12 protein-coding genes and 1 tRNA gene are annotated in these 14607 nt (G+C 38.4%); 6 read left to right on the top strand and 7 right to left on the bottom strand.

All coding sequences use genetic code 11. The features are described from left to right. Positions 1 to 299 precede the first annotated feature (299 nt). From QME58_07470 to QME58_07455, 4 genes are all read left to right on the top strand, one after another. The gene (locus tag QME58_07470; GenBank protein MDI6803671.1) at positions 300 to 572 is read left to right on the top strand and encodes an SEC-C metal-binding domain-containing protein; all 273 of its coding nucleotides are present in this window, start codon (positions 300 to 302) and stop codon (positions 570 to 572) included. Next, the gene (locus QME58_07465) at positions 565 to 762 is read left to right on the top strand and encodes a hypothetical protein (GenBank protein MDI6803670.1); all 198 of its coding nucleotides are present in this window, start codon (positions 565 to 567) and stop codon (positions 760 to 762) included. The genes QME58_07470 and QME58_07465 overlap by 8 nt, the downstream gene beginning before the upstream one ends. A gap of 302 nt (positions 763 to 1064) precedes the next feature. Continuing rightward, on the top strand, positions 1065 to 1394 hold the full coding sequence (locus tag QME58_07460) for a hypothetical protein (GenBank protein MDI6803669.1): 330 nt from the start codon (positions 1065 to 1067) through the stop codon (positions 1392 to 1394). 72 nt (positions 1395 to 1466) lie between these two features. Further along, a complete protein-coding gene (locus QME58_07455; protein MDI6803668.1) occupies positions 1467 to 1880 on the top strand; it encodes a hypothetical protein in 414 nt (137 codons plus the stop codon). A 58-nt stretch (positions 1881 to 1938) separates the two neighbouring features. Here QME58_07455 and QME58_07450 read toward each other — a convergent pair whose 3' ends face one another. The 6 genes from QME58_07450 to QME58_07425 form a co-directional block, all read right to left on the bottom strand. Continuing rightward, a complete protein-coding gene (locus QME58_07450) occupies positions 1939 to 2781 on the bottom strand; it encodes a hypothetical protein (GenBank protein MDI6803667.1) in 843 nt (280 codons plus the stop codon). 199 nt (positions 2782 to 2980) lie between these two features. Next, complete coding sequence (gene hflX, locus QME58_07445) at positions 2981 to 4255, bottom strand: GTPase HflX (protein ID MDI6803666.1); 1275 nt, start codon at positions 4253 to 4255, stop codon at positions 2981 to 2983. Next, on the bottom strand, positions 4255 to 6369 hold the full coding sequence (locus tag QME58_07440) for a BatA domain-containing protein (protein ID MDI6803665.1): 2115 nt from the start codon (positions 6367 to 6369) through the stop codon (positions 4255 to 4257). Before QME58_07440 ends, hflX begins: the two co-directional genes overlap by 1 nt. Continuing rightward, positions 6366 to 9077: a BamA/TamA family outer membrane protein gene (locus QME58_07435; GenBank protein MDI6803664.1), complete on the bottom strand. Its 2712-nt coding sequence runs from the start codon at positions 9075 to 9077 to the stop codon at positions 6366 to 6368. Before QME58_07435 ends, QME58_07440 begins: the two co-directional genes overlap by 4 nt. 1 nt (position 9078) lies before the next feature. Next, positions 9079 to 9621 (bottom strand): hypothetical protein, encoded by a 543-nt coding sequence (locus QME58_07430; protein MDI6803663.1) that lies wholly within the window; start codon positions 9619 to 9621, stop codon positions 9079 to 9081. 10 nt (positions 9622 to 9631) lie between these two features. Next, positions 9632 to 10003, bottom strand: coding sequence for a response regulator (locus tag QME58_07425; protein ID MDI6803662.1), 372 nt, complete (start codon positions 10001 to 10003; stop codon positions 9632 to 9634). A gap of 112 nt (positions 10004 to 10115) precedes the next feature. Here QME58_07425 and QME58_07420 point away from each other — a divergent pair. Together QME58_07420 and ettA are read left to right on the top strand one after the other, a co-directional pair. Continuing rightward, positions 10116 to 10190: transfer RNA gene (locus QME58_07420), tRNA-Pro, on the top strand. A 66-nt stretch (positions 10191 to 10256) separates the two neighbouring features. Continuing rightward, on the top strand, positions 10257 to 11930 hold the full coding sequence (ettA, locus tag QME58_07415; protein MDI6803661.1) for an energy-dependent translational throttle protein EttA: 1674 nt from the start codon (positions 10257 to 10259) through the stop codon (positions 11928 to 11930). A 12-nt stretch (positions 11931 to 11942) separates the two neighbouring features. Here the strand turns inward: ettA and clpB are convergent, their stop codons facing one another. Further along, positions 11943 to 14582 carry an ATP-dependent chaperone ClpB gene (gene clpB / locus QME58_07410; protein ID MDI6803660.1) on the bottom strand — a complete coding sequence of 880 codons (2640 nt, stop codon included), beginning with the start codon at positions 14580 to 14582 and terminating at the stop codon, positions 11943 to 11945. Positions 14583 to 14607: the final 25 nt, after the last annotated feature.

Raw genomic sequence — 14607 nt, 5'->3', positions numbered from 1 at the left:
GACGATAAAATCTATAACACTAAACTTATATTTGAATTTTTGGAACTGCCCTAAAGAGAAACATGCACAAGGAAAAGTAATTATAAGAGTCAGATGAGGGTCATAATGAATGAATATTTCCAAGCACATCACACAACAGCGGCTATGCGGTTCGGGCGGAGTACCGCCCTCTCCCAAATTGCCCTACGCTACGCTTCGGGCAACTTCGCATAGCCGCAAACGTTATCTGAAATTGCGTCTCAGATATATCTACCATGAAAGCATGTAAGTAGATGAGAAATAATTGAGTAGGAAAAATTATGGCAAAATTAGGGAGTGAGAAACGACCAGCCGTAGCTCGTGTTCAGACAATGGAAAAAGCTGAAGAGGTAATGGCGCTCTGTAATAAACACGGTTGGAAAGTTATTGTAGGAATAGAACCAAATAAGCCTGAAGACTTCTCCGATGTGGAGCGGCTCCTTTCTCCTAACACAATGACGATCATAGACAAGCCCACAGTAGCACGCAATGATCCTTGTCCGTGTGGTAGTGGTTTAAAATTTAAGAAATGTTGCTTAAAGAAATATGAATAGCCATAGAGACGCAACTTCAGATAACAGCAACAAAAATGTAAAAATGAACCATCCCGCTTGCCACATAAAGAAATTGGTCTATCATCGTGTCAAGCGGAACAGCATTTTTGTTGCATACGTTAACTGCAATTCCCCATTTTTCGGGACAAAAATAATTTCCGGTGCTAACGGGATTATAGATAAGTTATAAACAAAATTCAATATCAGCCACCAAAAGAATATCTTTTTCTTGATCAAAAAAGGAAACTTAAATTAGTGGCAAGAATTAGAAAACAAATTTCTAAATTTAAACTGACTAATGAAGAACTTGCAATCGGTTCTACTTGACCTAAATACACTACGGTTTGACGTTAGTAAGAATTCTAAAAAAGACAAACACAACCTAAAAAACAAATAGAATCGATAATAGAAGATTTTAAATCTAAATCAAAACCAGACGACAGGTATACTTCGTTTGATTATTACAATAATTACTTTCGGACAACAAACGACTTGAATAAAGACGTTGAAAAAAGCTGTTTAGTGCTTGGCTTTTACTTAGCAAGATGGGGAATGTTTCGTGGTTCAAGTTTTTTATTACAGCATAGTGTTAAGCATCTTCGCATATATAAAGAGATTAAAGAACGACTTATTCTAAATGGCAATAAAGATTTAACTTTGATAACAAAGGTCTTACTTGGAGTTTTTGGATTCATTCCAGCATTTGACACTTATTTCTGTGATACTTTCCGAGCTATTTCGAAAGGACAATGTGGTTTCAGAAAAGTAAATAATATCTCATTGGGTTTTATCCATAACTTTTACCAAGAAAACAAACATTAATTATCCTAAGGCAAAAATTATTGATATGTATGGCTTCAATGCTGGACAAGAAATAAAAACAAGACAAATAATATGAAAAAAATCATTAGAAACATTTTAGCAATCGTAATCGGTATTATACTCGGAAGTGCTGTGAATATGGGAATCATCATGATAAGCGGCTCAATTATTCCACCTCCCGATGGAGCCGATGTTACCACAATGGAAGGGTTGAAAGCATCTATGCATTTGTTCCAACCCGAACATTTTATTTTGCCATTTTTAGCTCATGCTCTGGGGACATTTGCAGGTGCTTTTCTGGCTGCAATAAATGCCGTAAACCATAAAATGAAATTTGCATTGGCAATTGGTCTCTTTTTCCTTATTGGAGGTATCGCCAATACTTTCATGCTTCCTTCGCCTATCTGGTTTACTATTTTGGACTTAGCGGGAGCTTATATTCCTATGGGTTACTTAGCCGGCAAATTAGTTGTGAAGAAACAATAAATCAGGGAATCTTAAGAGATAACTGCATATAACCACACGACAATAAAGCTCCTTTTTATTACTTCACCAACGTGCGTATATTCTTAGCAAATTGTGTAATCGGTATAAGCATTGCTTGCTCGCCGGTAGTTGCCATTGTCATTTCAGAATCAATTTCTGTCTCTTCAAAAACGACTATTCCAAATTTTGGATCAAAATAGAAACTGCCGTTCATTTTTCCTGAACCTTCAATCATCAATTCCATACCTTGAACAGATGCCTTCCCTTCGATTTCGGTTTTTCCTTTGAATGTAATTTTTAAACAGTCGTAATTAAGTTTTTCCTCTTTTCCAACAAGTGTAAATTCGATATCAGTAGTAGTTAATACTTTTCCACCCATACGATCGACTGTATCAACAGTTAAAGAATTCCAAGTCTTTCCGATAGCGATTGCGTCATCTGGAAGAATAGGAAATTTAATTGGTTCAACCGATGCCATACCCGCCAGTCTGCTGGACTGTTTAATAGAGTCAATCACATTTTCAGAAAGTTTTTTCCCTTTTTTCGAAAAAATTGCAACAGTACATTTATCCAATAATTCTTTCGGATAAATTGTTGTATCGCCCATAGGTGTACTGCTGAAAATTTTCATCGAATCGGTAGATGTCGTAATTGTAAAATCTCCGGTTTTGGATACATCATCGACAATAAATTTTACCACTTTTTCCCCCTCACTGCTCATCTTCATTTCTTTCCCCATCATTTCCTGCGTCATCTTACCCGATGTAACATCTTTGTAACGATATGTTTCCCCTTTTTCGAATTTATATTCTAATTTAAAACTCTCCTGCGCCACAACTGAGGTGGCAATTAACATCGTAATTAGAACCATCGAAACTAATTGAGCCAATTGTGTTTTCATAATTTTTCCTTTTAAATTTTGTTTTTGATTATTTATATTAAGCATTACAACTGTTTTTTCCAAAGAGAAGAACGGATTTTTAAATTAACGAATCGGAAGCAAGAAAATTTATATGCTTTGCAATTAGCGGTGATGATGCGTTTCGGCATATGTTTAATGATGATTTTACATTCCCGCCGGTCGGGCGGGGATTTATGATTTATGATTTTATTTTTGCAAGTAGTTTTTCGAAGTCGCCCAAACGCTTTTTATTGAACCGTATTTTGATTGAAACTTTTTTATTACCAAACTTCTTTTCTAATATTTCACCGATATCGTGAAGTTTAGAGATGACTTTATAATTTAAATGATCAGTTTCGACAACCCGTTCAATAAATTCTTCTGATACATAACTGAACAATTTTTCTTTCAGCGCCGGAATATTAATTCCTCTTAATGCGGAAACAGCAATTGAACCGACGAACTTTTTGGTTAACTCATTCAAAATTGTTCGATCGATAAGGGCATCAATTTTATTAAAAACCAAAATTGTTGTTTTTGATTCCGCTTCTAACTCTTCGATAGTAGAGATTACTGTTTGTATATGCTCTTCAAAAAGGGGATGGCTCACATCCACTACATGTAGAAGAATATCAGCTTCAACAACTTCAGCAAGCGTACTTTTGAACGAAGCAATCAGGTTGGGAGGCAGCTTCCGTATAAAACCAACAGTATCGGAAAGTAAAACTTTTTGAGAATGAGGAAGCTGCATTATGCGAACAGTAGTATCGAGTGTTGCAAACAACCTGTCTTCAACAAACACATCTGCATCAGCGAGTCCATTCATCAAAGTCGATTTTCCTGCATTCGTGTAACCGATAAGTGCGATACGTGTAAAATCTTTTCTGCCTTTCCGTTGTATTTCACGCTCTTTATCAATTTGAGTAAGTTTTTCTTTTAATAATTGTATCCTCTTACGTATTGCACGACGGTCGGTTTCGATTTGGGTTTCACCGGGACCTTTAGTGCCTATGCCTCCGTATTGTTTCGAGAGGTGAGTCCACATTCGTGTTAACCGTGTGATGGTGTATTGCAATTGGGCTAACTCAACTTGTGTCATCGCTTCTTTCGACTTCGCCCTCGAAGCAAAAATATCAAGTATCAAACCGCTTCTATCAACAATTTTACAGTTAATAATTTTTTCAAGATTCCGAACCTGTGTTCGCGAAAGGTCGTCGTCGAAAATCACTAAATTAATATTCTCCTCTTTAACTAATTCTGCAATCTCCTCTGCCTTTCCTGCTCCGATAAAAGTCGATGCTTCAATTCTAACCCGCTCCTGCACTATACGGTGCACAACCTCGCTGCCCGCCGTATCGGCGAGTAGAACAAGTTCATCCAAGTAATCATTAACATGCTGACGCGTTAGACTTGGAAGTTTAATACCTACCACTATCGATTTTTCTTTTTCGCTGGTAAAATTTATGTTCATCATTACTTTTCTTTTCTACGATCGTAAGCAATAAACATTTCGAGAAGTGCGAGGAATAACACGAAGATGACAGCATATTTCCAAAGCTCCACACCAAATCGGGTTGCCAATACCGTCTCCTGAATTTTCTCGTTAGTAGTGATTGAAACAATATTCGATTCCTGAATATTGTACCGTTGAAAATATCCCGACATTTCTTCTTTGGGAATCTTTCTCAAATCCGATTCTGCTTTATCAACATTTACAGCAAGCAAAGCTTCGGTGCTGGCGCCGGGTGTTAACTCGTATATACCCGATTTTATAAGTTTCCCTAAGTGCAAAACATCGCTGCCGCCACCTGTTTTTTGTAACGTGCTGATAATTTCTTCGCTCGCATCCGGGGCAATTAATTTCCATTTTACGGACGCAGTTTTATTACCGCTTAATTTTATGCTGATTTCTTTTCCGACGATTACAGACTCACCAAGCTTTTCGTTGGCAGCAGTATAATGCACAGAACGATAAATGATTGGCGCAAAAATTCCTTTAAGTGGAAAATTCGACCAGGACAGTTTTGGAGAAATGGAATATAATATTACAGTTCCGTTACCGAACTTGTGTTCCGTAAGGAATGGATTTCCATTACTCATCGAGATAATCGAATGCCCCTCTCTGCCTGTCGGGCGTTTAGCAAATGTATAAATTTCGGGTGAATCGAGTCGTCTTTCTTTTTCTTTCTTATCCTTCGTAAACATGCCATCGAAAATCGGATGGTCAAAATCCAATTCCTTGAATGTAAAATTAGCCGTTCCGATACTTTCGACTAATGGAATATTCAAAGCTGATAACAGTCCGTTAAAATTCTGTAATTGAGCATTTTCAGGTGCAAATAAAATTAACCCTTTTCTCTGTTCAACAAATAATTTGATACGTTGAACATCCGATTGTGAAATATTTGTGAAATTCGATATAACTAAAACATCCGTTTTTTTCAAATCTACTACCGGAAAGCGAGAGGGCAGAAATTCGTTAATCTCGAAAAGTAAATTAGAATATTCGGTGGCAGTTGCAGTTAAAGCTAACTTCACAAATCGGGACTCGTCGGGATTCGAGATAAATGTGATGCTAATTTTCTCAGGAACATTGATTGTAAAAAATCTTCTGTTATCAAATTCTAAAGCATCGGTCTCTAATTCAACATATCCCTTTAAAAAACCTGTCCGTTTTGGTACTGCCGAAAAATTAGCCGTTGCAGTGCCCATTCCACCTAAGTCGAGACTGCTTTGTGCAACTCTCACTCCGTCGAAATATAAACTTGCAACAACATTTTTTAATTCGATGCTGCCGTAATTTTTAATTACAGCTGTAAGATTAACCGGTTTGTTTTTTTCAAATATTTTGGTTAGCACAATTATGGAATCGATTCCAACATTTTGAATTTCTTTCTTCCCAACCTCGATTAAAAAGAATTTCGTATCTTCGTCAAATAGCGAAGCGGTTTGATTTAACAATTTATCCGGATGCTCGAATAGTGTTTTCTGAAAATCGCTGATGATGTAAATTTCTTTGTTTGCATTTTTCGATTTACTCAAAATTTTTGACGCAAGGCGGAGAGCCGGTTCAATAGGATTTCGAATTTGTGAAATTTGGCTCTCTCGAATCGCTGTTTTTACCATAGCAATATCGTTCGAAGGGACTAACTCACCCGATTCTGGATTTGATAGTTTAATTATGTAAATTTCATCGCCTTCTTTCATCAAATCCAAAATTTTTAAAGCTGATTCCTTCGACTGTTTGAAGAGTTCCCCCTCTTCATCTTGCGGCATCATGCTGAACGAGTCGTCTAAAATTATTAGCACAGTCGATAACGAGTGTGCGCCGATACCTCCTAAGATAGTCCCTCGCAGCGCCGGACGCGAAAAAGCTAATACGATTAAAATCACCATCAACGTACGAATAATTAAAAGTAAAATTTGCTTTAATTTAAGCCGGCGGATTTTAGTTTGCTGAAGTTCTTTTAAGAAAGTCAGCGTGCTGAATTCAATCGTTCGGAGTTTTCGTAGATTTAGTAAATGAATGATGAGAGGAATTGCAGCCCCGATTAAACCGAACAAAACTAATGGATTTAAAAAAGTCATATATCAATTCCGATTGAAAAGTAGAGAAGCCAAGGACCTTTGGAAAGCGGCGATTTTATTTTTGCAGGGAGATAAAAACTTCTGCCTACTGCGGCTGATACCGGACCGATGGGAGAATCGAAGCCTAATTGAAAACCGGTTGCGTGCCGCATGTTGACAAGCTTAATTTCTTGTGGTAGACTTGATATCATTCCCATATCATACCTGAATGAAATGAATGTATCGTAAATAAATTTAAATGGAAAACGGAGACGATACTCGCCGCTAAAAAGCAAAATTTGTCTGCCGCGACTGTCGTACTCCCTCAAACCAAAAAATGAATTCATTCCTCCCAACGAATACTGTTCGGTAAGCGGAAGAGTCGCATCAGCTACTCCAAAAAATAATTTTGGTCGAAATGTATGATTCGAAAAAAGAGTATAGTAATTTTCAAACGTCAATGTTAACTTTGTAAACGAAAATTTACTTCCGAATTCTTTGATTGCCGACTCATAAGCAATCGAAAGATACATTCCTTCTGTTGGAAATGGCATCCGATTTTTTGAATCTATGGCTGTTGCAACTTTGAATATTGAAATGGGATATTTTTCGGGATAAACACCCCCACGTTTGATTTCCGTTACTTCGTGTATCTCTCGCCTATACTCTAACATCATATTTCCGAGCCGTTCGAGTTGAGTACCGAAGCTCAGCGAACCGCCGTATTTGATAAAACGATATTCACCAAATTGTACACGTTTCCAATCTGTTGAAGGAGGAATGAGTTCGTCCTGATATGTAAAAATATCTTGTAAATTATGATAAAATTTAAAATTAAAAGTCAAATAACTGTGGAAAATTCTCCTTATTTTATACTCAAATTCGGCAACTCTGATGCGGCTACTGACTAAAAAATTAATCCCAAGTTCTTCACCGTGCCCCCGAAAGTTAGCATCACGTAAATCGATATTAAAAATTAACCCGCGTTCATCGTTTGCATTTACTCCCAATTTTATGATATCGGTTGATCTTTCCTTCACTTTAACTACAACGATAGGTTTACGGTTTTCATCGTTTTGAATTTCCAGTAAAACATACTCGAACAAACCAAGACTGCTCAAATTAGAAATTCCCCGTTCCGCTGCGTTTATTTGAAATGCGTCTTCCTTTTTAAGAGGGAACTCCCTTCGTAAAACATATTCTGCCGTATGATCATTACCTATAAATTGTATTTGTTTAATAACCCCTTCATTAATTATGAATGATAATAATTCATTTTCACGGTCTAATTTCATCGAATCAATTCGGGCGAGACTTAACCCTTTTGATCTATATTTTTGAAGAAGTTGTTCGCGGGCTAAATTATATTTCCCGGTATTGAAACGCTCGCCCAATAATCCGGAAAAGGTGGAATCAATTTCCGTGTTTTCAAATTTTACGTTACCGGAATATATTATTTTTTTTACAAATGGATAATATTTTGTTTGGTAAGTAATATGATGAAACATAGAATCATCAACAATATCGACATGAACATCTTGAAATATTTTTAAGGAAGAAATAATGTTAATATCTTCCAATAATTCCTTTTGCGTAACTTTCCCGATGTTTTTACTCTCTATGATTTCTTTTTTAATTTCTTCCGGTATTGAATCGCCCGCAAAATGGAACAATACGTTAGTGAATACCAATCCTTCATCATGATTATTGGTGGTATTTTTTGCGTCGATTAAAGATAGAATTGATTGGATATTATTTTCAGCTATTTCCTCTCCCGCTTTTATCAGATATTTTACGTCGCTAAAATCGGATGATAATTGATTTCCGATTTCCGGTTTGAGTACTATATCAGCCAACGCCATTTGTTCCTGATTGGAGTTTTGCATCATAATCGTAATTATTTGATCGGCAACCTCCCATGGTGCGGCGTGTTTCTCTAAATTTATTAATTCGCTGGTTGAGTTCACCACGAGAACAACGTTGCAGTTCTCATCTTTTGCAACATCAACAGGAATATTAGTAACAACTCCTCCGTCTATCAACGCCAGTGAATCTTTTTCCAACGGATAAAACATCAACGGTACACCCACGCTTGCACGCATCGCTTCAGAGAGGGAACCTTTTTTAAAAATGAAACGCTTGCCCGATATTACATCGGCGGCAACAGCTCGAAACGGGATTTTTAAATCGTCAAAACTCGGTTGCGGATGATAAAGAGCTTGGAGAGCAAGTTTGTTCAAAAAATTTGTAACCCTTTGCCCACCGGAAACCGCAGATGGAATAATAGGTTCGAGTCCGTTGAACCGGATAATTAAGAAGCCCCTGTCTTTTGACTGCTTTTGATCGATAAAAAGTTCGGTTCTTTTCGTTTCGTCGGTAAGCGAAAGGATTTCTGACCAATTGGTAGAGATGACGATACTTTCCAAATCAGCAGCAGAATAGCCGGCAGAGTATAACCCGCCGACTATCGATCCCATACTGTTGCCGACAATCAAGTTGATAGGAATATTATACTTTTCAAAAACTTTGAGAACACCGATTTGTGCCAAACTTCGTGCACCGCCACCGCTCAATACAAACCCGACTTTCAATTTAGCATTGTTTTGCAGATCGGTTTTACAATTTTCAGAAAGTAAAATATGTTTTTGTTGTGGGAAAATTGTTTGAGTGAAGAAGCAACATAAAAGAAAGAAAATCAGCATGTTTACATTTTTAAAAAATGGAAACAATTTACTTTTCCGTATTTGATAAGTTCGTGTTTGATTCTTCAAGTAGTTTTTGAGTTTCGTAGAGTTGAATATCGCGTATTGTATTATGAATTCTTTGCATTGAAGAATCAATTCGGTCGAGCCAGCGGATTATTTCTGTATCCGATTCGAACTTCCTGCGAATTTCTTTTGTAGTAATCGAAATAACAGCAAGCGGATTATTCACATTGTCTTGCAACAGAGCAGAAATTTCGTTTACTACTTTTGTATGGATTTGTTGAAATTCCAACTGCTTCTCCAATTGAAAGTTCCGCATAGTGTTACTATGTTTGTCTGTGCGTAGTTTTTGAATTTGCACATAAGCCGCTGTGGCTAACCACATAAAAAATAATGAATCGAACTGTAAAACATAATCAAGAAACCCTTTTTTTGTATTATGGTTCTGAAAATAATTTACAGAGGTAAGCAGATAATAGGCATAAATTATGACTGCTGCTATAATTAACGGGTACTTATTTACAAAAGTTTTTATCTTTTCAAACAATTTATTTTTGAAAATTTGCATTTCATTCTCTCTAAATTTTTAATTTTGTACGGATTACTAAGTCCAACTCATCAAGGTCAATCGGTTTAATTAGATACGAGTCAACTCCTAAATCATGGCTGTATTTTTCGGCGAGTGGGTCGCTAATCGCTGTCAGGAAGAAGCAAGGAATATCTTGAAATTTCTTATTGTTTTTAACCGTTTGATAAAAATCGAAACCGTTCATCGGTTCCATTCTTAGATCGGTGATAATTAAATTTGGTATAATTGTTTCAAGTAAATTCAGGGCTGTTAAACCGCCATCGGCAGTAATAACTTTGTAACCTTTTTCAGTTAAACCATCGGATACAGCCCGGCGAATATCGGGGTCGTCATCAACAAAAAGTATTGTAGTATGTTTCATATTATATAATTATGTGGGAAATATTTCGACTAAAATTAATTGTATTTTCAACAAATTGCAAGTTATCTGATATTTTTGTATATTTTTAATGCAAAATAAAGTTTTTCATTCACGGGGTGTGGCTTAGCCCGGTTAGAGCGCTTGGTTTGGGACCAAGAAGTCGGAGGTTCGAATCCTCTCACCCCGACAATAATTAGGTCGAAATTTTTTTCGACCTTTTTTATTTAATCCATTTACAATATTAAAATTTTCTATGACTGATAATAAAATAATTTTTTCGATGATCGGTGTTGGCAAGGTTCACAAACCGAACAAGCAAGTGTTGAAGGATATATATCTATCCTTCTTTTATGGTGCGAAGATCGGTGTGTTAGGCTTGAACGGTTCCGGTAAAAGTACGCTTCTTCGAATCGTCGCCGGTGTTGATAAAGATTATCTTGGAGAAATTACTGCTCAAAAAGGAATAACATTCGGTTACCTTTCACAGGAACCAGAGTTGGACCCCAATAAAACCGTGAAAGAAATTGTTGAAGAAGGAGCACAGGAGTCAGTCAAGTTATTGAAGGAATTCGAATCTGTCAATGCAAAGTTTTCAGAACCGGATGTTGATTTCGATGCGTTACTTGAAAAACAAGCGATGCTTCAGGAAAAAATCGATCATATCGGCGCTTGGGACATCGACAGCAAACTTGAGCAAGCGATGGATGCACTGCGATGCCCGCCGGGTGAAACTTTAGTTTCTGTTATTTCAGGGGGCGAGCGGCGACGTGTTGCATTATGCCGTCTCCTGCTTCAAGAACCTGATGTCTTGTTGCTTGACGAACCTACAAATCACCTTGACGCAGAATCGGTTGGATGGCTTGAGCAGCATCTCTCGCAGTATAAAGGAACTGTTATAGCCGTTACACACGATCGTTATTTTCTTGATAATGTTGCCGGATGGATTCTTGAACTTGACCGCGGCGAAGGGATTCCATTCCAAGGAAATTACACATCGTGGCTTGAACAAAAGAAGGCACGGTTAGCTGTTGAAGAAAAACAAGAATCTAAAAGACAAAAAGTATTGCAACGGGAATTGGATTGGATACGATTAAATCCCAAAGGTCGCCACGCAAAAAGCAAAGCACGGATTGCAGCTTACGAAAAAATGTTTGCTGAAAATAACACAAACCGGAATGAGGATATTGAAATTTATATTCCGCCGGGACCACGATTGGGGGACATCGTCATTCGTGCTGAAAATGTCGTCAAAGCGTACGGCGATATTATTCTTTATGATGACCTGAACTTCAGTTTGCCCGCAGGTGGCATTATCGGTATTATCGGCCCGAACGGTGCAGGTAAAACTACGCTATTTCGTATGATTACCGGACCGGAAAAACCTGATGCCGGCACAATCATACTTGGTGATACAGTTAAACTTGCGTTTGTCGATCAAAATCGTCCGCTCGATCCACAAAAAACAATTTGGCAGGAAATTTCCGGCGGCGAAGACTTGATAATGTTAGGTAACCGCGAAGTGAACTCTCGCGCGTATGTTGCACGATTCAACTTCAGCGGAACAGATCAGCAAAAACCGACAGGCGCACTTTCAGGCGGCGAGAGAAACCGTGTGCATCTTGCAAAAGTTTTACGTGCGGGTGCAAACGTTTTATTACTCGACGAACCAACTAACGATCTCGATGTGAACACACTTCGGGCACTTGAAGAGGCGCTATTGAACTTCGCCGGTTGTGCAGTAATTATTTCTCACGACCGTTGGTTCCTCGACCGAGTAGCAACACACATACTCGCCTTCGAGGGGGATAGCAATGCTATCTGGTTTGACGGTAACTACACTGAGTATGAAGAACACAGAAAGAAAATTTTAGGAATCGAAACCGACAGGCCTCACCGGATTAAGTATAAAAAAATGTTCCGAGGTTGATTCTTTTCAATCTCACAATTTCACAAACTCAATCAATCCGCGTTTATCCAACCGAACTTCAACTGTATCGCCGGCAACAACATCGTTGGATAAAATTTTTTCGGAAAGATGGTTGACGATATATTTCTGAATTGTCCGTTTTAATGGTCGTGCACCATAACTTGGTTCATAACCCAACTTTGCGAGCCAATCTTTTGCTTCATTTCCGATAATCAGTTTAATTCCATTTTTTTGCATCATCGCTTCGAGCCGCTTTAGTTGTATATCGACAATACTCCGGATGTCTTCAATCGAAAGTGGTTTAAAAAGTATAATATCATCGATACGGTTCATAAATTCAGGTCGTATTGTTTGCCGCAACAAATCAAATAATCGGGCTTTCAACTCACTGAATATCTCGTCGCGCTTTTCGCTATTTAATAAGTGCATATTATCTTGAATCAACGGCGTTCCGATATTTGAAGTCATTATTATAATCGTATTCTTGAAATTAACTGTCTTCCCTTTGCTGTCAGTAAGCCGTCCGTCATCAAGCAGTTGCAGCAATACATCGAAAACTTCTGGATGTGCTTTTTCAATTTCATCGAGTAGAACAACTGAGTAAGGTTTGCGGCGAACTGCCTCAGTGAGCTGACCACCTTCCTCGTAACCGACATATCCCGGCGGTGCACCGATTAAACGGGATACAGAAAATTTTTCCATATATTCACTCATATCTATCCGGATAAGTGCGTTTTCGTCGTTGAAAAGAACTTCTGCCAATGCGCGTGCAAGTTCTGTTTTTCCAACACCTGTTGTTCCTAAAAAAATGAACGAACCGATGGGCTTCTTCTCGTCCTGCAAACCTGCCCTACTCCTTCGGATTGCTTCACTCACTGCTCGCACCGCTTCTTGCTGTCCGACAACTCTTTGGTGCAAACGATCTTCTAAATGCAATAACTTTTTTCGCTCGCCTTCAACCATGCGAGTAACAGGTATTCCTGTCCACTTCGCTACTACCTGTGCAATATCTTCCGAATCAACTTCTTCGCGAAGCATTTTTCTCCCTTTTTGAATTTCCTGTAATTTTCCCGAAGTAGCTTTCAAATCTTTTTCAATCGAATTTATCACACCGTATTTTAACTCGGCAACTCGTGCTAAGTCGCCATCGCGTTCACGTATCTCGATTTCCTGCTTGGCATTTTTTATATCTTCCTTCATCTTTCGAATCGAATGAATCAGGTCTTTTTCGTTCTGCCAATGGGCTTTTAATTCTAAACTCTTCGCGTTTATTTCAGAAATTTCTTTTCCTACCTGATTGAGTCTTTCTTCGATGCTTCCTTTTTTCAGCTCATTAGAATAATCAATCAACTCCCGTTTAATGGCTTCGCGTTCGATTTCCAATAGTTTAATTTTACGTTCTACCTCATCGAGTTCTTCCGGCAACGAATCTATTTCGATACGAAGTTTTGAAGCTGCCTCATCAATCAAATCAATTGCTTTGTCGGGTAAAAAGCGGTCGCTGATATACCGGTGGCTCAACTCAGCAGCACTTATCAAGGCACCGTCAGTAATCCGGACGCCGTGATGAACTTCATACCGCTCTTTGAGTCCGCGCAAAATCGAAATTGTTTCTTCGATGTTCGGTTCATCGATCAGCACAGGCTGGAAGCGCCGTTCAAGAGCCGCATCTTTCTCGATATGCTTGCGATACTCATCTATAGTTGTAGCGCCAATTGCGTGCAAATCGCCTTTTGCTAATGCCGGCTTCAACATATTAGCCGCATCAACAGCGCCCTGCGCCGCCCCCGCACCTACAAGCGTATGAAGTTCATCGATAAATAATATAATTTCGCCGTCCGAATCAGTTACTTCTTTTAAAACAGCTTTCAGGCGTTCTTCAAACTGACCGCGGAAACTTGTTCCCGCTACAAGCGCCCCTAAGTCCAACGCCACAATTCTTTTTGACTTTAAACTTTCGGGAACATCGCCTTGCACAATGCGTGTTGCAATTCCTTCAGCGATTGCGGTTTTTCCTACACCGGGCTCACCAATTAAAACAGGATTATTTTTGGTTCGCCGCGATAGCACTTGCAGCACACGTCGGATTTCTTCGTCCCTTCCAATCACAGGATCGAGTTTTCCTTTTTGTGCAAGCTCGTTTAAATCGCGACCAAAGCGTTGCAATGGCTGGTATTTTTCTTCAGGAGTTTGGTCGGTTACACGCTGTGTTCCGCGTATATCTTTTAGCGCTTTGTAAATTTCTTCTTTTGTAACACCTTGACTTTGTAAAATCTTAGCTGCGGTTGATTGCTTCGATTCCAAAATTCCTAAAAGTAAATGTTCCGTACTTACATAGTCGTCTTTTAATTGCTGAGCTTCTTTTAGAGCAAAATCAAAAAGTTGTGTAAGAGTTGAACTTATATATTGGTTGCCGGCTCCAGCTCCTGTAATTTTTGGAAGTTTCTCAATCGCTTCATTAATTTTTATTTTGATGTAGTTTAAGTTAGTACCAATTTTATGAAGAACAGAAACAACAACGCCTTCCGAATCTTGAACGAGCACCGCTAATAAGTGTTCGGGCTCAATGGCTTGATTGCTGTAACTTGAAGCAATCTCCTGTGCAGTTTGAACAGCTTCCTGCGATTTTATTGTGAATTTTTGGAATTGCATAATTATTCAAATTTTCCCGCTTTTT

It is taken from the genome of Bacteroidota bacterium (genome assembly GCA_030017895.1).
GTDB lineage: Bacteria > Bacteroidota > Ignavibacteria > UBA10030 > BY39 > JASEGV01.
Note: the sequence above shows the minus strand (reverse complement) of the source record. Positions and strands in the feature narration are given on the sequence as shown.